This is a genomic window from Pectobacterium sp. A5351 (assembly GCF_028335745.1).
Lineage (GTDB): Bacteria > Pseudomonadota > Gammaproteobacteria > Enterobacterales > Enterobacteriaceae > Pectobacterium.
Window position 1 is genome coordinate 2550110 of the sequence record NZ_CP116477.1, and the last position, 18796, is coordinate 2568905.

The 18796-nt window shown below is 51.6% G+C and carries 19 protein-coding genes; 8 read left to right on the plus strand and 11 right to left on the minus strand.

The features are described from left to right. The first annotated feature begins 5 nt into the window (after positions 1-5). The 4 genes from artJ (O1Q74_RS11920) (at position 6) to artJ (O1Q74_RS11935) (ending at position 3066) form a co-directional block, all read left to right on the plus strand. Complete coding sequence (gene artJ / locus O1Q74_RS11920) at positions 6-737, plus strand: arginine ABC transporter substrate-binding protein (RefSeq protein ID WP_271873394.1); 732 nt, start codon at positions 6-8, stop codon at positions 735-737. Positions 738-748: 11 nt separating this feature from the next. Then, complete coding sequence (gene artQ, locus O1Q74_RS11925; RefSeq protein WP_271873396.1) at positions 749-1465, plus strand: arginine ABC transporter permease ArtQ; 717 nt, start codon at positions 749-751, stop codon at positions 1463-1465. Then, positions 1465-2133: an arginine ABC transporter permease ArtM gene (artM, locus tag O1Q74_RS11930; protein ID WP_271873398.1), complete on the plus strand. Its 669-nt coding sequence runs from the start codon at positions 1465-1467 to the stop codon at positions 2131-2133. The genes artQ and artM overlap by 1 nt, the downstream gene beginning before the upstream one ends. Before the next feature lie 201 nt (positions 2134-2334). Continuing rightward, positions 2335-3066 (plus strand): arginine ABC transporter substrate-binding protein, encoded by a 732-nt coding sequence (gene artJ, locus O1Q74_RS11935; protein ID WP_271873400.1) that lies wholly within the window; start codon positions 2335-2337, stop codon positions 3064-3066. Between the two features lie 380 nt (positions 3067-3446). Here artJ (O1Q74_RS11935) and rlmC read toward each other — a convergent pair whose 3' ends face one another. The 9 genes from rlmC to nfsA all read right to left on the minus strand — a co-directional run bounded on the left by rlmC (position 3447) and on the right by nfsA (position 12398). Further along, positions 3447-4580, minus strand: coding sequence for a 23S rRNA (uracil(747)-C(5))-methyltransferase RlmC (rlmC, locus tag O1Q74_RS11940; protein WP_271873402.1), 1134 nt, complete (start codon positions 4578-4580; stop codon positions 3447-3449). Between the two features lie 125 nt (positions 4581-4705). Continuing rightward, positions 4706-5158, minus strand: coding sequence for a YbjO family protein (locus O1Q74_RS11945; protein WP_271873404.1), 453 nt, complete (start codon positions 5156-5158; stop codon positions 4706-4708). A 192-nt stretch (positions 5159-5350) separates the two neighbouring features. Further along, a complete protein-coding gene (gene potI / locus O1Q74_RS11950; protein ID WP_271873406.1) occupies positions 5351-6196 on the minus strand; it encodes a putrescine ABC transporter permease PotI in 846 nt (281 codons plus the stop codon). Then, positions 6193-7158 (minus strand): putrescine ABC transporter permease PotH, encoded by a 966-nt coding sequence (gene potH, locus O1Q74_RS11955; RefSeq protein WP_194430074.1) that lies wholly within the window; start codon positions 7156-7158, stop codon positions 6193-6195. The genes potI and potH overlap by 4 nt, the downstream gene beginning before the upstream one ends. A 14-nt stretch (positions 7159-7172) precedes the next feature. Then, on the minus strand, positions 7173-8306 hold the full coding sequence (gene potG / locus O1Q74_RS11960) for a putrescine ABC transporter ATP-binding subunit PotG (protein ID WP_181829136.1): 1134 nt from the start codon (positions 8304-8306) through the stop codon (positions 7173-7175). A 206-nt stretch (positions 8307-8512) separates the two neighbouring features. Continuing rightward, positions 8513-9622: a spermidine/putrescine ABC transporter substrate-binding protein PotF gene (gene potF, locus O1Q74_RS11965; RefSeq protein ID WP_010277286.1), complete on the minus strand. Its 1110-nt coding sequence runs from the start codon at positions 9620-9622 to the stop codon at positions 8513-8515. Positions 9623-9993: 371 nt separating this feature from the next. Beyond that, entirely contained in the window at positions 9994-10473 is a 480-nt protein-coding gene (locus tag O1Q74_RS11970; RefSeq protein WP_271878903.1) for a YbjN domain-containing protein, read from the minus strand. A 277-nt stretch (positions 10474-10750) separates the two neighbouring features. Further along, positions 10751-11662: a 30S ribosomal protein S6--L-glutamate ligase gene (rimK, locus tag O1Q74_RS11975; RefSeq protein WP_225087817.1), complete on the minus strand. Its 912-nt coding sequence runs from the start codon at positions 11660-11662 to the stop codon at positions 10751-10753. A gap of 16 nt (positions 11663-11678) precedes the next feature. Further along, entirely contained in the window at positions 11679-12398 is a 720-nt protein-coding gene (gene nfsA, locus O1Q74_RS11980; RefSeq protein ID WP_271873413.1) for an oxygen-insensitive NADPH nitroreductase, read from the minus strand. A gap of 287 nt (positions 12399-12685) precedes the next feature. Here nfsA and O1Q74_RS11985 point away from each other — a divergent pair, with 287 nt between their 5' ends. Continuing rightward, positions 12686-12952, plus strand: coding sequence for a GrxA family glutaredoxin (locus O1Q74_RS11985; protein WP_271873415.1), 267 nt, complete (start codon positions 12686-12688; stop codon positions 12950-12952). Positions 12953-13032: 80 nt separating this feature from the next. Here O1Q74_RS11985 and O1Q74_RS11990 read toward each other — a convergent pair whose 3' ends face one another. Then, the gene (locus O1Q74_RS11990) at positions 13033-13404 is read right to left on the minus strand and encodes an inner membrane protein YbjM (RefSeq protein WP_225087815.1); all 372 of its coding nucleotides are present in this window, start codon (positions 13402-13404) and stop codon (positions 13033-13035) included. Between the two features lie 385 nt (positions 13405-13789). On the opposite strand from O1Q74_RS11990, the gene O1Q74_RS11995 reads away from it, so the two are divergent. The 3 genes from O1Q74_RS11995 to deoR all read left to right on the plus strand — a co-directional run bounded on the left by O1Q74_RS11995 (position 13790) and on the right by deoR (position 17308). Next, on the plus strand, positions 13790-15478 hold the full coding sequence (locus O1Q74_RS11995; protein ID WP_271873417.1) for an aspartate:alanine antiporter: 1689 nt from the start codon (positions 13790-13792) through the stop codon (positions 15476-15478). A gap of 341 nt (positions 15479-15819) precedes the next feature. Further along, positions 15820-16488 (plus strand): deoxyribose-phosphate aldolase, encoded by a 669-nt coding sequence (deoC, locus tag O1Q74_RS12000; protein ID WP_271873419.1) that lies wholly within the window; start codon positions 15820-15822, stop codon positions 16486-16488. Positions 16489-16519: 31 nt separating this feature from the next. Beyond that, positions 16520-17308 (plus strand): DNA-binding transcriptional repressor DeoR, encoded by a 789-nt coding sequence (gene deoR, locus O1Q74_RS12005; protein ID WP_271873421.1) that lies wholly within the window; start codon positions 16520-16522, stop codon positions 17306-17308. Positions 17309-17496: 188 nt separating this feature from the next. On the opposite strand, the gene O1Q74_RS12010 is transcribed toward deoR, so the two are convergent. Next, positions 17497-18702 carry a serine hydrolase gene (locus tag O1Q74_RS12010; protein WP_271873423.1) on the minus strand — a complete coding sequence of 402 codons (1206 nt, stop codon included), beginning with the start codon at positions 18700-18702 and terminating at the stop codon, positions 17497-17499. Positions 18703-18796: the final 94 nt, after the last annotated feature.

Below are 18796 nucleotides of genomic sequence, written 5' to 3' on the forward strand. Positions count from 1 at the left end.
TGATAATGAAAAAATTGATTGTTGCAGCCTTATTCGCCATGGGTGCCGCCTCTGCTAACGCTGCGGATACCATTCGTTTCGCGACAGAAGCCTCCTACCCTCCGTTCGAATTTGTCGATGCCAATAACCAAATTCAGGGTTTTGATATCGATCTGGCCAATGCACTGTGCAAAGAAATGCAGGCAACCTGCACGTTCAGCAACCAGGCTTTCGACAGCCTGATCCCCGGTCTGAAATTCCGTCGTTTTGAAGCAGTCATCGCGGGAATGGATATTACCCCTGAGCGTCAGCAGCAGGTGTCATTCACCCAGCCTTACTATGACAACTCCGCGCAGTTTATTGCCCAGAAAGGGAAAGTGGCCGATATCGCCGCACTGGCGGGCAAACGCGTTGGCGTACAGAACGGTACCACGCATCAGAAATACCTGATGGAAAAGCATAGCGATATCAAAACCGTGCCTTACGACAGCTATCAGAATGCCGTGCTGGATCTGAAAAATGGTCGTCTGGATGCCGTATTCGGTGATACCGCCGTCGTTAACGAATGGCTGAAACAAAACGATACGCTGAGCACCGTGGGTCAGAAAGTGACGGATAAAGGTTACTTCGGTATCGGCCTGGGCATCGCTGTGCGCCAGAACAACGATGAGCTGCTGAAAAAATTCGACGATGCGCTCAACAAAATCAAACAGGATGGTACTTACGAGACCATCTACAAGAAATGGTTCCAGCAGTAATCTGACGCTCAATGATTGAATTTCAACCTCTTGCAAGCGCCGCCGGGATGACCGTCGGCCTTGCCGTTTGTGCACTGGTGCTCGGCCTCGTGCTGGCGATGTTATTTGCCGTTTGGGAAACCGTCCGCTGGAAAGCCGTTAGCTGGACGGGAACGGCGGTCGTCACGCTGTTGCGCGGCCTGCCAGAAATTCTGGTCGTGCTGTTTATCTATTTCGGATCGTCCCAACTGCTGCTGATGTTGGCAGACGGTTTTACCCTGAATCTCTTCATTGTGCAGATTCCGGTAAAACTGGATATCGGCATGTTTGAAATCAGCCCCTTCCTGTGTGGTGTGATTGCGCTGGCGCTGCTGTATGCCGCCTACGCTTCCCAAACGCTGCGCGGCGCGCTGAAAGCCGTTCCGCAAGGGCAATGGGAATCGGGTCAGGCGCTGGGGCTCAGTAAATCCGCGATCTTTTTCCGTCTGATCATGCCGCAGATGTGGCGTCATGCCCTGCCGGGTTTAGGCAATCAGTGGCTGGTATTGCTGAAAGATACTGCGCTGGTGTCGCTGATTAGCGTTAATGATTTGATGCTGCAAACCAAAAGTATTGCGACACGAACACAGGAACCTTTTACCTGGTACGTAATCGCGGCAGCGATTTATTTGATTATCACGCTGCTAAGTCAGTATGTGCTGAAACGCATTGAACTGCGCACTACGCGTTTTGAGCGGAGACCTTCCTGATGCTCGCTTATTTACCTGAGCTATTAAAAGGCCTGCATACCAGCCTGACCTTAACGGCTGTCTCCATCGTCGTAGCGCTGGTGTTATCACTGCTGCTGACCGTCGTGCTGACGCTCAAAACGCCTGTCATATCACTGTTGGCAAAAGGCTACATTACGCTGTTTACCGGTACGCCGCTGCTGGTGCAAATCTTCCTGATTTACTACGGCCCTGGGCAATTTACCTCTATCCAGCAAATTCCCTGGCTGTGGAACCTGCTTTCACAGCCGTGGCTGTGTGCGATGGTGGCGCTGGCGCTCAATAGCGCGGCCTATACCACGCAGTTATTCTACGGCGCAGTAAAAGCGATTCCCGCCGGACAGTGGCAATCCTGTGCGGCGCTGGGAATGAATCAGAAGCAGACATTGCGTATTTTGTTGCCGTTCGCGTTTAAACGCGCGCTGTCTTCTTATTCAAATGAAGTGGTGCTGGTGTTTAAGAGTACGTCGCTGGCGTACACCATCACGCTGATGGAAGTCATGGGCTATAGCCAACTGATGTACGGCCGGACGTATGACGTGATGGTATTTGGTGCCGCTGGGATTATCTACCTGTGTGTCAATGGGTTACTGACATTGTTGATGCGCTGGGTTGAGCGCCGCTCGCTGGTATTCGAACGTCGTAATTAATCCTTATCACACTTATCCGTTTAGAAAGCAGGCTTATCAGCCTGCTTTTTTTATGGTGCTCTGATGTAAAAACACGCGACAAATCGACTTATTAATCATATTAATTGCATATAAATTCATTTGATGGCATGGTAACTGCCATGACGCCGGAATCCTTCCGCGCAAGTATATTTATCAATATAAGAAAAACAGGAGTAGGTAATGAAAAAATTAGTGCTCGCCACCTTGCTGGCAGGAATCGCCTTCAGCGCCACCGCCGCAGACACCATCCGTTTCGCCTCATCAGCCACCTACCCGCCGTTTGAATCACTGGATGCCAGCAATGAGATCGTTGGTTTCGATATGGATCTGGCGAAAGCGTTGTGCAAACAAATGCAGGCGACCTGTACGTTCACTAATCAGGCGTTTGACAGCCTGATTCCTGCGCTGAAATTCCGTCGCTATGACGCGGTGATTTCCGGTATGGACATCACGCCAGAACGCAGCAAGCAAGTGGCATTCACGCAGCCTTACTACGCCAACTCAGCCGTGGTTATCGCGCAAAAAGGGAAATTCAGCGATTTTACAGCGATGAAAGGCAAACGTATTGGGATGGAAAACGGCACGACACACCAGAAATACATGCACGATAAGCACCCGGAAGTGCAAACGGTCTCTTATGACAGCTATCAGAACGCAGTACTGGATCTGAAAAACGGCCGTATTGATGGCGTATTCGGTGATACCGCCGTCGTTAACGAGTGGATTAAGACAAACCCTGAGCTGGCGACGGTTGGAGAACACGTGACTGACGCAGAATACTTCGGCACCGGATTGGGCATCGCCGTTCGTCCCGATGACAAAGCACTGCTGGAGAAGTTAAATAAAGCGCTGGATGCCATCAAAGCTGACGGCACGTATAAAACCATCAATGATAAGTGGTTTCCGCAATAAGATTTACTTCGCGTGGCGCGGTGTGGATGCACCGCGTTATAAAACGCTTCTACATTCCATGTCAGATAGTTCAAAGGTTTCGTGCGTGTTGATTACCGCATTTTTCTGTCATTTCATCACACGCCCGACAAGGCGCGCTCAAACGCCGCAGCGCCTTGACCACTGGCTTTTCGGCGTTAATTGCGCCGCTTCGCGGTGCCTTCGGCGTTCGTATCCGCTGTTCGGACCGTCTGCGACGCGTTCCTTACGCGGCGCAGACTTTCGCGGCGCAGACTTTCGCGGCGTCCATGCCGCTCATCCGGCGGCCACGCCCACCTCAGCGCAATTTTTTACGCCTACTGTGGCAACACCGTAAAGTATTCAGATGTCCTGACTTTGCCTTAGCCATCCTCACGCTTCAATAACGTTAGCACTTCGTAGTGCGCCGTGTGCGGGAACATGTCGAATAACTGTACGCGCAGCGCGCGGTAATTCGTCAGCTCTGTCATGTCTTTCGCCATGCTTTCAGCATTACAGCTGGAATAGAGAATATAGTCCGGTGCCATGCGGCTCAGGTAGGCGCACAGTTCGCTGCCGATACCGCGGCGCGGCGGATTGACTAGCACCAGCTCGGGAATTTCCGCTTTACCTGTCGCGAACTGCGTTGAATCCAACGCCTGAAATTCCACCTGTTTTAGTCCAAGCTGCTCCGCAGAACGACGCGCGCAGGCTATCGCCTCGGCGCTGATTTCAATACCCGTCAAACGCATCTCGGGTGACGCACAGTGCAGGCCAAAACCCCCTACTCCGCAAAACAGATCCCACATGCTGGTGATATTCAACTCTGCAACCCAGTCGCGTGCCGTCGCATACAGCGCGGCAGCCACCTGCGGGTTCGTCTGGAAAAAACTTTGCGGGCGGATATACAGCGGCACCTGATTGAACTGTTCGGCCAACGCGGCAGCCTCACTCAGGATAATTTCCGTTTTCCCTTCCATAATCGCCTGATGTACCGGCTGAATGTTGGCGGATATCACCTCAAGCTGCGGCAACTGCTGCTGTAGCCAGGGCAATGCAGCTCGCAGCTGCGCCAGCTTGGTTTCCGAACGTAAAACAAAGCGCAGCATAAACGTACCGCGCTGCGTACTTTCCGTCAGAAGCAGATATTTCAGCTCCCCACGGCGTCGTTCTACGTTATAAGGCGTCAGCCCCGCTCGAGCGATGAAGACTTTAAGCACATCGAAAACCGGTGCGAAGCTGGACGGATAAAGGGGACAATCGCAAAGATCCACCGCCGTTCCATCACGATGTAACATCCCCAGTAGCGGGCGTTCCACACTGCCGCTCACCACCATTTTGGCTTTATTACGAAAGGCGGACTGCACAGAGGGCTGTACCGGTAGCCAACGCTGCACGGCGTGCGGCTGTAGCAAGCCTTCGAGGTGCTGCTGCTTATCGGAGAGTTGCTGGGGATAGGCTTTTTCCAGCCATTGGCAGGAACGACAGGTTCCCGTGCTGTAGCGGGCACAATGCATAAAAATCTAACTATCAAAAATAATACGGAATGAGAGGATTATAACACCCTGATGGCGTTACCCTGCGATCTTTCCACGTGGTCGTGGGTAACGCCAGCAGACAGACTGACTCAAGAGAGAAATGTCTATTTCTGGCGCATAAAAAAACGCTTACTGCGTCGTGGCAGAAACAGTAAAACAATCACAAGAAGATCCGGGATCTTTTGCAGCAGGAGCTGATTCAGCACAGCGGCATTGTTCTCTCCTGAAATATGGAATATCGCCGGCATAAACTCACTGAACGACGCCAGCAACAGGTAACACACCACCACGCCCTGGCAGGCCACATAGCCCCATCGGCCCCAGTTCACACCGGCCAAAACGGCAAAGCCGCAGCGAATCTCAACGCCAACGACAACAAGCGATAGCAGTAACACCAACGTCGAATCCCAGGCTTCCGCGTTGCTGCCAATCCAGCCGCTAAAATCGCTAACCCCTAGCTCCCACACCAGCAGCAAAATCCCCAAAAAACGAGTAGCAATGATCGCAATCCCCGCCACCATGACTGGTACCGGGGCATAAACTTTGCGTTGTGTCATTTCCTTCTTTGTGTACAGAATTTCAACGCTCTCCCTTCATGCGGTCATTTATCCGCCCCCAAATACAACACCCACATAAAATGTGGATGCTGATACAAAACCTAACGCGAATATAAAACAGCAACGCCCCCATACTCTGGCGGCGTTGCTGGAAATCTTCGCTAGGCTAACAAATTACGGTGAGAGATCGAATCAGCCGCGTCTCGCTTTTTGCATATCGCGATAGCGCTGCTTCTCTGCTCTCGCCATAAACCACCAGGCGATAAAGCCAATAATACCAACGACTAACAATATCAGGGAAGCCAATGCGTTAATTTGTGGATTAACGCCCATTCTGACGCTGGAGAACACCAGCATTGGCAACGTGGTTGAGCCGGGGCCTGCCACGAAGCTGGCGATAACCAGATCGTCCAGCGACAGCGTAAACGCCAGCAGCCAGCCGGAAAGCAGCGCAGGGGCAATCATCGGCACCGTGATAATGAAGAACACCTTGAGCGGATTCGCGCCCAGATCCATCGCCGCCTCTTCAATAGAACGGTCAAGTTCACGCAGGCGCGCACTGATCACCACGGTGACATACGCGGTACAGAATGTGACGTGTGCCAGCCAGATAGTTAGCATCCCTCTTTCCGCTGGCCACCCAATGGCATGCCCCAATGCCACAAAGAGCAATAGCAGTGACAGGCCGGTAATCACATCTGGCATAACCAGCGGCGCCGTCAACATAAAGGCAAAGCCATTAGCGCCACGGAAACGGCCAAAACGCACCATGACCACGGCGGCAATCGTTCCAAGAATCACCGCCATTGTGGCCGAGGCGGCGGCAATGGTCAGGCTCAAGAGCACCGCGCTGATCATCGCCGTATTGTGGAACAGCTCGACATACCAGCGTGCCGACCAGCCTGCCCATACGGTAACCAGCTTGGAGCTGTTGAACGAGTAAATCACCAACATCAGCATCGGCGCATAGAGGAACGTAAAGCACAGCACCAAAATCACAATACGCCACGGTGAGCGAACAACAGGTAAATTATTCACGCTTCACCCTCCGCACTTTTGCTCTGATGCTTGTGGAACCAGATAATCGGCATAATCAACAGCAGCAACATAACGACGGCAACGGCAGACGCCACCGGCCAGTCTCGGTTATTAAAGAATTCCTGCCACAGAATACGGCCAATCATGATGCTGTCCGGCCCACCGAGCAGTTCTGGGATGACGTACTCTCCCACCGCAGGGATGAAGACCAGCATCGAACCGGCAATAATTCCGCCTTTTGTTAGCGGAACAATCACGCTGAAGAAGGTTTTCAGCGGCCGCGCGCCCAGATCCAACGACGCTTCCACCAGCGAGTAATCCAGCCGCATCAGCGCGGTATAGATCGGCAGCACCATAAACGGCAGATAGGAGTACACGACGCCAATATAAACCGCCAGATTGGTATGCAGAATGACCAGTGGTTCATCGATCACGCCCAGCCACAGCAGGAAGTTATTCAGGATACCGTTATTTTTCAGAATCCCCATCCAGGCGTAGACGCGAATCAAGAATGACGTCCAGGAGGGAAGGATTACCAGTAATAACAGAATGTTACGCGTTGACGGTTTGCTATGTGCCACCGCCCAGGCCAGCGGGTAGCCGATAAGCAGACAGCACAGCGTCGACACGGCAGCAACCTGAAGCGATTGCATATAGGCATCGAAATACAGCGGGTCGTCCAACAAATGCAGGTAATTCCCAAGATTCAGGGAAATATCCAGCTTGTCGTCCATCCAGGAAACCAGATCGGTATACGGTGGGATCGCCCGCGCCATCTCTGCCAGGCTGATTTTGAACACGATCAGGAATGGCAGCATGAACAGCAGCAGCAGCCACAGATACGGCAGCGCGATGACGAGCTTACGTCCGTGCTTTTGACGCCAGCGCGCCATCAGCACACGGAGCCAGAGTCTGGCCTTGCCCGGTGGTTCCGCCGTGTTATGTTCGGGAAATAAAGTCATGGCATTCTTCCTCGCTACACCGTCAGAACCACACAGCTATCCGCATCCCAACACAGCCGGACCTCATCTCCCCAGGTCGGTGCGCCTTTGCGATAGCGATAAGCATTTTGTAATTGTGCGCTGATGGTTTGCCCGCTGTTAAGCCTGACGTGGTAAATCGACAGGTCGCCCAGATAAGCGATATGCACCACTTCCCCTACCGCGAAGTTACAGCCGTCGGCTGGAACCTCTTCGCACAGCATGATTTTCTCTGGACGCAATGCGATGTAGACCGGAACGCCATCCACCACCGAGACATCTGAATCCACCTTCAGCGGATGCACCAGTCCGGGGCTTTTGATGATCAGCGCATCGTCCTGACGTTCCTGCAAGATCCCTTCAAACATATTGACCGAACCGATGAATTCCGCGCTGAAACGCGTATTCGGGTGCTCATAAATCTCTTCGGGCTCGCCAATCTGTACGAATTTACCGCGATTCATAATGGCAATACGACCCGCCATGGTCATGGCTTCTTCCTGATCGTGCGTCACCATCACGCAGGTCACGCCCACGCGTTCCAGAATATCGACGACTTCAAGCTGCATGCGGTCGCGTAATTTTTTGTCCAGCGCCCCCATCGGTTCGTCCAGCAGCAGCAGTTTGGGACGCTTCGCCAGACTACGAGCCAACGCAACACGCTGACGCTGGCCGCCGGAAAGCTGATGCGGTTTACGATTGGCGAACTCTTGCATGTGCACCAGCGACAGCATCTCTTCCACACGATCTTTGATTTCTGCGCGCGGTAGCTTGTCTTGCTTCAGACCAAACGCGATATTCTTTTCCACCGTCATGTGTGGGAACAGCGCATAAGACTGAAACATCATATTGATGGGACGCTGGTAAGGCGGCACCAATGATAAATCCTGACCATCCAGAACAATCTGCCCCTGCGTGGGGAGCTCAAAACCTGCCAGCATGCGCAGCAGTGTGGATTTTCCACAGCCGGATGCACCCAGCAGGGCAAAAATTTCGCCTTTATAAATCGTCAGGCTGACATCATCGACGGCGGCCTGACCATCGAACGACTTCGTCAGGTTACGCACTTCCAGCAGCGGCGTGGCCGCTTTTTGAGGTTTTGATTGAGGGCGGGGGATCGCGTCATTCACTTCGCATTGCTCTCCGGCAAAAGCAGAACAAGTCACACCGCAGATGCCGCCCTTCGGCGTTTTTTGCATTCAGCGATGTAACACAATATAGAGCGCAAACAGGCGGGTTATCCGCCTGTTCTTTGCCACATTTTATACCCATCCATTCTTTGGTTGCTGAAACCAGCAACCATCAAGCGCTTGGGTAACTATTCAAAGCTAAAAGGCTATTTGCCGCTCTTAACCTTAGTCCATGCACGTGTACGCGTGCGGTCAATCTGAGGAGACTGCACCTTAAGCGTAAACAGTTTGGCACGCACATCCGCCGGCGGATAAACGCCCGGGTTATTACGAATTTCTGCGTTCACCAACGGCAAGGATGCCAGATTACCGCTCGCGTAATACACATGGTTACTGATTCCCGCCATCACTTCCGGCTTCATCAGGTAATCCAGAAACGCATAGGCTTCATCCAGATTTTTAGCATCTTTTGGAATCGCGAGAACATCAAAGAATGCCAACGCGCCTTCTTTCGGAATGCTGTATTGGATATTCACCCCGTTCTTCGCTTCTTTCGCACGGTTTCCTGCCTGCAAAATATCGCCAGCCCAGCCTACCGCGACGCAGATGTCGCCATTTGCCAGATCGTTGATGTACTGCGATGAATGGAAGTAGCGAATGCTAGGACGCAGCTTCAGCAGCAGGTCGGTTGCAGACGTGGTGTAATCACCCGGTTTGGTGCTGTTCGGATCTTTACCCTGATAGTTCAACACGGTCGCAAAGATCTCTTCCGGTGCATCCAGGAAGGAGACGCCGCAGCTTTTCAGTTTTTCCAGGTTCTCTGGTTTCAGTACCAGATCCCAGCTGTCAACCGGTGCGTCAGCCCCTAGCGCTGCTTTGACTTTCTCAACGTTATAGCCGATGCCCGTGGTCGCCCACAGGTAAGGCAGGGCATATTTATTCTCTGGATCGTGCTGCGCAATCAGCTTCATCAGCTCAGGATCCAGATTTTTGTAATTCGGTAACTTGCTCTTGTCTAATGGCTGAAAAACGCCCGCAGAGAGCTGACGCTCCAGGAAGCTGGCAGAAGGCACCACCAGATCAAAACCCGTGCTGCCCGCCATGAGCTTACCTTCCAACACTTCGTTGGAATCAAACACGTCATAGACGACTTTAATGCCGGTTTCTTTCTGGAAATTGGCTAACGTGTCCGGCGCGATATAGTCGGACCAGTTATAAACATGCAGCGTTTTCTCTTCCGCAGATGCGGTGACGGACGCGGCCATCAGCAAGCCGGTGACAACACCCGATAGCCATTTTTTACGTTGGGTGAACATCCGTTCCTTCCTCCATATAAGGGGGTGATTCATGGAAATAAACCTGTATCGTTCTGATACAAAATATGTCCTGCCGCGCTCTCCAACCGATGAATACGTATGCACCGATTTTTATTCGCCCAGACACAGACATAGCTCTGATTTAGCTGTCTGTTCCTTACAGGAATAAAGCATAACCCCACAACATCCTGCGCACCATACTTGAACGTAAAAATGGGTTTTAACGATTATTTACTCACATTTTATCGATGTGATGCAGGCGTTTAGCGACAAACAAAGAGAAATATCTGGCAATAATGAGAAACAACCAGAATAAATGTCGGCGAGAGGAAAATAAGTAAAACCAATTGCTGCCTTTGGCAGCAACCGTATCAATGCAGATGTGAGGTTGTGACTCTTACAGCAGAGCCCTCTTCTTCCTCGCCGATAAACAGCAGATTATTAGCGCCAGCTTCAAGGATCACCATTGAGATCTGTTCTTCGGACTGCTGCATGAAATGTCGGAACTGTTCCACTGTCATGCCGGCGGCAACGCTGAATGACTGGCAGACAATCAGTTTCGGCAGATTATCGTCCTGAACATCGATAAACGCCTTGACGGTCAACGAGCTAGCATTGATTTGACTCAGATCGCCAACCAGAGGAATCAACGCGCTGGGCTTCACTTCAGCCAGTGCGGAAAACAGGATCACGTTATCTACCAGATCAACTTTCGCATCAAACACGCCATCAAAATTTTGCATATGAGGAAGATGGAGCGCCTGACAGGAGTCACATTCGAAATACAGAATATTCAGTTGATCCAGCCACCGCCGTAGCATAGCCAAATCCGGGACGATGAGTGAATCCATCATGTTTGCCTCATACCTGTCGCCGTAAAAACAGCGTTGTTGAAAAGAAAGCACCGCTCACACCAGAGCGATGTTAAAACGTAAACCAGACGCTGCCGTAACAGAGAAACATCGTTAAAAACGGCACATAGCTTACGGAATATTGCGCGATGATGCCATGATAAAAGCGCGCAGCCACCCGCATTCCTCGTTCGGTTGCGCGATTGCGCACGCTGCACCATGCCCACACGCCAATGAGGAACGCCGTATTTTACGGCGCAACCCCGGTTTCAGAAAGCTAACTTTTACTTATTGTTGCCGATGTTGCGAAGCGTCTCTGAGTATTTTGTTCAATAAACTCAATCATCATGCCAGCAATATCGAACCCGGTCGTCGTTTCAATCCCTTCCAACCCCGGCGAGGCATTGACTTCCATCACCAGCGGCCCCCGGTCGGCGCGCAAAATATCAACGCCAGCGACATTCAGCCCCAGCGTTTTCGTCGCCTTGATGGCTATCGCACGCTCCTGCGCCGTAATTTTCACGTTATTCGCCGATCCGCCGCGATGCAGATTTGAACGAAACTCCCCCGCTTTCGCCTGCCGTTCAATCGCCGCAACAACCCGATTACCGATCACAAGACAACGGATATCTTTACCCTGCGCTTCACGCACGTATTCCTGCACCAGGATATGGGCATTCAGCCCGCGAAAGGCATCAATCACGCTTTCCGCTGCCTGACGCGTCTCGGCCAATACCACGCCGATTCCCTGCGTACCTTCCACCAGTTTAACGACCAGCGGCGCGCCGCCTACCATCGCGATCAGGTCACCGGTATCATCCGGCGAGTGGGCAAAACCGGTGATTGGCAGGTCAATGCCTTCGCGGGCTAGCAGCTGTAGTGAATGCAGTTTGTCGCGGGCGCGAATGACCGCAACCGAGTTATTCAGCGGGTAGCTTCCCAGCATCTCAAACTGGCGCAATACCGCCGTGCCGTAAAACGTAATCTGTGAACCAATGCGCGGAATCACCGCGTCATATTTATCCAGCCGACGACCACGGTAATGCACCGACGGCGCAGCTGAATTGATATTCATGTAGCAGGAAAGCGGATCGATAATCTCAACGCTGTGCTTGCGCGCCTCAGCCGCTTCACGCAGGCGTTTACAGGAATATAACGCCCCATCACGAGACAGAATGGCTATCTTCATAAATATCCTACAGATACTAGCGTATCGCCCATCCTTGTTGATGTAAGTAGTCCAGCATGAATGGACGTAACTCTTTTTTCAGCGACCGTTCGACGTGCTCACTCCAGCTCTCGCGGCGGCTACCGGTACGTTGCAGATAATATTCCACCATGTGCTGGTCGTATTGCGCCAGCACATCACGATCGAGCGGCTGATAGATATTTTCATGCAGCATCATGGCGGTTGGCATGCGCGGCTTCAGCATCGGTTCCGCGTCTGGGTATCCCAGACACAGGCCAAACAATGGTATAACCAGCGGCGGCAATTGCAGTAACTGTGTCACATCAGCAATTCGATTACGGATTCCGCCGATAAATACCCCACCCAACCCCAGCGACTCTGCGGCGACCAGTGCATTCTGCGCCATGAGGGCGGTATCGACACAGCCAATCAGCAGTTGCTCAGCCAGCCCGGTTTCAGCCTGTGGAAAGATCTCCACATGGCGGTGGAAATCGGCACAAAAGACCCAAAATTCTGCCGCCTGTGCCACATAGCCTTGCTCGCCAGTATAGTGAACCAGCGTTTCACGCACGGCAGGATCGGTGATACGGATAATCGAGCTGCATTGTAAAAAGCTGGAGCTGGACGCGCTTTGTGCGGAGGTAATAATGGCGTGGCGTTGCTCATCCGTCACTGCCTGAGACGTAAACGCGCGAATAGAACGGTGGCGCTGTAGCAAATCAATGGTTGGTGTCACACTGGCATCCTTCAGTCGATAAAGTACATCTAATAGGCAGCTTGAAGTATGGCGGAATTATATCGTAGCTCAGGCAGAAGCTGCATTACTCCACCGCCTAATAGCTTCAGCAAATCGTTGTAACAGGTAATGACGACTTTTTTTCATCAATGAATACAGGCATAGTAACGTAATTCGCAGTAACCTCATTAACCGTAACACCTTTAGCTGTGACCTTGTCTGCAACAGACGTCACGCTATACGTTTAAAGAATGAGAACATTTTTCTAATTTTACAAAGGAGTTTACATGTTCGCTGTAATTTTCGGGCGCCCAGCTTGCCCTTATTGTGTACGTGCGAAAGAACTGGCAGAAAAACTGGCCGAGCAACGTGATGACTTCAGCTTCCGCTATGTAGACATCCATGCAGAAGGTATCTCGAAAGAAGATTTGTCCAAGACGGTAGGAAAGCCAGTTGAAACCGTACCGCAGATTTTCCTGGATGAAAAACACATCGGCGGTTGCACCGATTTTGAAGCCTATGCCAAAGAGCATCTGGCTCTGTTCCAGCCATAATCATCGAACTGACAGGACAATAGCGCGGCGAAAGTCCGCGCTTTTTTATGGCGATGCGTTTATGGTGATGAAATAAGCGCTTAGCGAAGATAGCGTCGATAAACACCGCGTAAACACAGCATACCCAACGCACCCAGCACACACCAAAAGACCGCACTCATCACGTAGGCCAGCTCTTGCCAGAAAGAGCGCATCGGCGTATTCCACAGGTGAAGCACCAGTAAACATACAGGCATCGCCGCCAGCGCACCAAACAGCGGGTAAAGCAAGCGACCACGCGCGGAAAGAAAACAGGCTACCATGCCGGGCAGCAGAAAAAGCAACATCCCCGGACTGCCACGCAACCCGTCATTCACCGCGACATCCGATACCTCAAATTTTTGGCTCAGAAATACGACGGTGAACAAGAGAAAACAGCAGATCGCGCCCACCCAACCTTTATTTTTTGCCATAAATCGCCCCTTTCAATATGCCTCCCAACCTGCATCCACCAGATACCGCAACATGCGAGAAAACATGCGGCATGGTAAAAATGATGGTTATCGTATTCCCCGATATGAAAAACATGAGGCTTCGCTACGATTTATTCGACGCGCAGGTTGTCCGCAGAAAAAGACAATAACCTGCTACATTCCTTCAACAGCGACACCACAATCATTAAATTAAACAATAATTACACTGAACAATTTTTATCGGATAAATTATACTGAACGAGGCTGATTCCTTTCAGCTGACGCGTATTGATACCGTCACGGGAATTCATGCATTTCATGGCTAAATCTAGCCGCTATAATGAATAACATCAAGAACTTACTGGTAAACAACAAGTTACATTCCATGAATATAAACGTCGCTGATTTGTTAAATGGGAATTACATTCTGCTGTTATTTGTAGTTCTTTCATTAGGACTCTGTCTGGGGAAATTGCGCCTCGGGCCAGTACAACTCGGTAATTCTATTGGCGTTTTAGTGGTTTCTTTATTACTCGGACAACAACACTTTTCGATTAATACCGAAGCGCTGAGCCTCGGTTTTATGTTATTTATTTTTTGCGTGGGAGTGGAAGCCGGACCCAATTTCTTTTCTATTTTCTTCCGCGACGGGAAAAATTATTTCATGCTGGCGCTGGTGATGGTCGGTAGCGCGATGCTACTGGCGCTGGGTTTAGGTAAATTATTTGGTTGGGGGATTGGCCTGACGGCGGGGATGCTGGCCGGTTCCATGACATCGACGCCAGTGCTGGTCGGTGCGGGCGACACGCTGCGCAATACCGCCAGTATGGGCAGCCAGCTCGGTATTGAGCAAGACCACCTGAGCCTGGGCTATGCGCTGACGTATCTGGTCGGGTTGGTCAGCCTCATTTTTGGTGCACGCTATCTGCCCAAACTCCAACATCAGGACCTGCCCACCAGCGCACAGCAGATTGCACGTGAGCGTGGGCTGGACGCAGACAGTCAGAGAAAAGTCTATCTGCCAGTGATTCGCGCCTATCGCGTCGGGCCGGAGTTGGTTGCCTGGGCGGACGGTAAGAACTTACGCGAACTGGGAATCTATCGCCAGACTGGCTGCTACATCGAACGCATCCGACGTAACGGCATTCTGGCCAGCCCCGACGGCGATGCCGTTTTACAAATCGGCGATGAGATCGCGCTGGTTGGCTACCCAGACTCGCACTCCCGCCTGAACTCCAATTTCCGCGACGGCAAGGAAGTTTTCGATCGTGATTTGCTGGACATGCGTATTGTCACCGAAGAGATCGTCGTCAAGAACCACAATGCCGTCGGCAAGCGCCTTAGCCAATTGAAGCTGACCGATCACGGCTGTTTCCTGAACCGTATTGTCCGCAGCCAGATTGAAATGCCGATTGACGATAGCGTCGTGCTGAATAAAGGGGATGTCTTGCAGGTCAGCGGCGACGCCCGTCGGGTAAAAAGCATCGCTGACAGAATCGGGTTTATTTCTATTCACAGCCAGGTCACCGATCTACTGGCTTTCTGCGCTTTTTTCGTTATCGGTATCATGGTCGGACTGATCACCATCCAATTTAGCAACTTCACTTTTGGTATCGGTAACGCAGCCGGGTTGCTATTCGCCGGTATCATGCTGGGGTTCCTGCGCGCCAACCACCCGACCTTCGGCTATATTCCGCAAGGTGCCCTCAACATGGTCAAAGAATTTGGCCTGATGGTCTTCATGGCTGGCGTTGGCCTGAGTGCGGGTAGCACAATCAACAGCAGCCTGGGAGAAGTCGGTATTCAGATGCTGGCTTCGGGGCTCATTGTCAGTCTGGTGCCAGTGGTAATTTGTTTCCTGTTCGGTGCCTATGTACTGAAAATGAACCGGGCGCTGCTGTTTGGCGCGATGATGGGCGCACGAACCTGCGCCCCTGCCATGGACATTATCAGTGATACGGCTCGCAGTAACATCCCTGCGCTCGGCTATGCGGGCACCTACGCTATCGCTAACGTGCTGCTGACATTGGCAGGTTCACTTATCGTGATTATCTGGCCCGAATTACCCGGCTGAAAAAATGTAAAAAATCGTCAATATTTTTTCCAGAGAAGTGAGAACTTTTTCTGTGCTCTAAAGTCTGAATAAGTGCCACTGCTTTTCTTTGATTCCCCTTATTGAGGAGCCCATCGTTCCCGCCTTTCAGGTTCAAGAACGATGGGCGTTTTCTTTTCTACTGTACGCGATGTAAACCCCTCTCTCTTTCTATCTCCCCCCATGCACAGATAATCACATTCGCTTCATTATTTGTTATTAAAATAACAAAAATTAATTTTATTGTTATTTTTATGACATATAAATCATTGAGTGTCATAATCGCACCATCTGATTTTTATCGATACCACCGAGGATTTACCATGACTGATTACGCACGCTATATCGACCACACACTGCTGGCCGCCAATGCCACCGAACAGCAAATCATCACGCTGTGCGAGGAAGCGGTCGCACACCGTTTTTATGCCGTTTGTGTGAATTCAGGCTATGTACCCTTAGTCGCCGAAAAGCTGACAGGCACTAACGTTCAGGTGTGCTCTGTTATCGGTTTCCCTCTCGGTGCAGGTCTGACGGCCAGCAAGGCTTTTGAAGCCAAAGCGGCGATTGATGCCGGTGCTCAGGAAATCGACATGGTAATTAACGTCGGCTGGCTGAAAAGCGGGAAGATTGACGCCGTCAAAGCGGATATTCAGGCCGTGCGCGAGGTTTGCGCCGCTATACCGTTGAAGGTAATATTGGAAACCTGTCTGCTTGATGACGAACAGATTGTACTGGTGTGTGAAATGTGTCGTCAGTTGGATGTCGCGTTCGTCAAAACGTCTACCGGTTTCAGCACCGGCGGCGCACGCGAAGAGCACGTTCGACTGATGCGTAGCACCGTCGGCAGCGAGATGGGTGTCAAAGCATCCGGCGCGGTTCGCGATCGCCAAACGGCACAGCGTATGATTGAAGCAGGCGCCACGCGTATCGGCACCAGCTCAGGCGTTGCTATCGTTTCAGGCGAAGCTGCCGCAGCAGGAAACTACTAACAACAAAAATAGCTTACGAGCTGGGAATTTTATGGAAACGCGGCGCGACGAACGAATCGGCAGACTGGCTCAGGCATTAAAGAAAACCGATAAACTCCATCTGAAGGACGCCGCACAGCTACTCGGCGTGTCCGAGATGACCGTGCGCCGCGATCTGAATGCAGATTCCACCTGCGTTATGCTACTCGGCGGCTACGTCGTGAGCGACCTGAAAAATAACGGCGTCACGAATTATTTTGTCTCCGACCAGCAGAACAAACAGGTGAGGGAAAAGCGGGCTATCGGTGTGGCTGCTGCGCAGCTCGTGGAAGCAAACGATACCGTTTTTTTCGACTGCGGCACCACAATCCCCTTCATCATTGATGCCATTCCTGATGAACTGCCTTTTACCGCGATTTGCTATTCCCTGAATACTTTTTTAGCACTACAGGAAAAAAAGGCGTGCCGAGTGATTTTGTGCGGCGGGGAATACCATCCGGATAACGCAATTTTCACTCCGCTCAACCAGCGCAGCGAGTTGGACAACATCTGCCCGAATAAAGCGTTTATCTCTGCGGCGGGTATTGAACTTAACGCGGGCGCAACATGCTTTAACTTTGCCGAGTTGAGTATGAAGCAACGCGCAATGGCAACCGCACAGCGAATCATTATGGTGGCAGACAGCAGCAAGTTCGGTAAGATTAAGCGTGCCTGTATCGGCCCGATCACGCTGTTTGATACAATCATTTCCGACAGCGCCCCAGGCGAACCGTACCTACGCTACTTCGCCAACAACGGCATTCAGTTAATCCACGCCGGGAACCAGAGTCTTTCCCAGTAGGCGTTATTGGTGCAGCCAGTTTGGACACGGACAGCGCGCAGAAACCGGAGCGTACACGTAGTACGTGAGGATTATTCGCTACGCTCACCCTACGGGCCGCCCCAAGGGGCGTTCAAACGCAATTGCGTTTGTTTGAGCACTGCCCAGGTTCAAAATGGCAAATAAAATAGCCTTAATGGGATAGGCTCTTAACCGAATAGCCCACCGAACCACTGCTGCACCTTCATCATCACCGTATCCCAGAGGCGGCTAAAGAAACCGGCCTCGGGGATATCATCCATTGCTACCAGTTCGCGCTGCCCAATGCTTTTACCATCCAGTTGAAAATCGATGGCGCCGACAACCTGATTTTTGGTTAACGGTGCGGAAAGCTGCGGCTGATTGAGCGTAAAGCTGGCTTTCAGGTTCTTCATCTGCCCTTTCGGGATAGTCAGTGCGGCATCTTGTGCGACGCCAAGTCTCGCTTCTTTCTCGGTACCAAACCAAACCCGCTGCGTGGTAAAGGGGGCATCCGCCTTGACAGGCGTCACCGTTTCAAAAAAGCGGAAGCCCCATGTGAGTAGCTTTTCACTTTCACGGAAACGGATGGCATCGGTCTGTGCGCCCAACACCACGGAAATCAGGCGCATATTGCTTTCGGTTGCCGAGGCGACCAGATTGTGCCCTGCGCCGTTGGTATGGCCGGTTTTCACACCGTCCACATTCAGATTCGTGCTCCACAACAGGCGATTGCGGTTAGGCTGGCGAATGTTATTGAAGGTAAACTCTTTTTCCTTGTGCAACGCATACTCTTCCGGCACGTCGCGAATTAGCGCCTGCCCTAACAGGGCCATATCGCGTGCGGTGCTATACTGCCCTGTGGCATCAAGTCCGTGTACGGTCAGGAAATGCGTATTCGTCAGGTTAAGCGCCTTCACATAATTGTTCATCAGGCTGACAAACGCATCCTGACTGCCCGCTACATAATCCGCCAGTGCAATACTGGCATCGTTACCAGACTGAATGACAATCCCTTTATTTAACTCAGAAACGGGAATACGGTCACCCGGCTTAAGGAACATCAGCGACGAGCCACGCAGCGCTGGATTGCCGGTTGCCCAGGCATCTTTTCCGACGGTCACTTCATCCGTCGGACTAATTTTACCGGATTTAATCGCCTGACCAATGACATAGCTCGCCATGATTTTCGTCAGGCTGGCAGGATCAAGGCGCTCATCAGCATTGCTCTCCGCCAGCACTTTGCCGCTGTGGTAATCCATCAGGATATAGGCTTTGGCGTCGATCTGCGGCACCGCTGGCAACTGTTCCGCATAGGTGAAGGGCACCAAACCAACAAGCAATACCGCGCCTACAGAGAAAGACGTGAGTCTGGTCAGGAAAGGGGTTGTTTTCATGAGTTCGCCACAATGTCCATCAGTCGTTAAAAATTATTAATTTTCAATATGCTTTGAAAACTTTAGTAACACATAAAGGTAACGCGTCATCTCT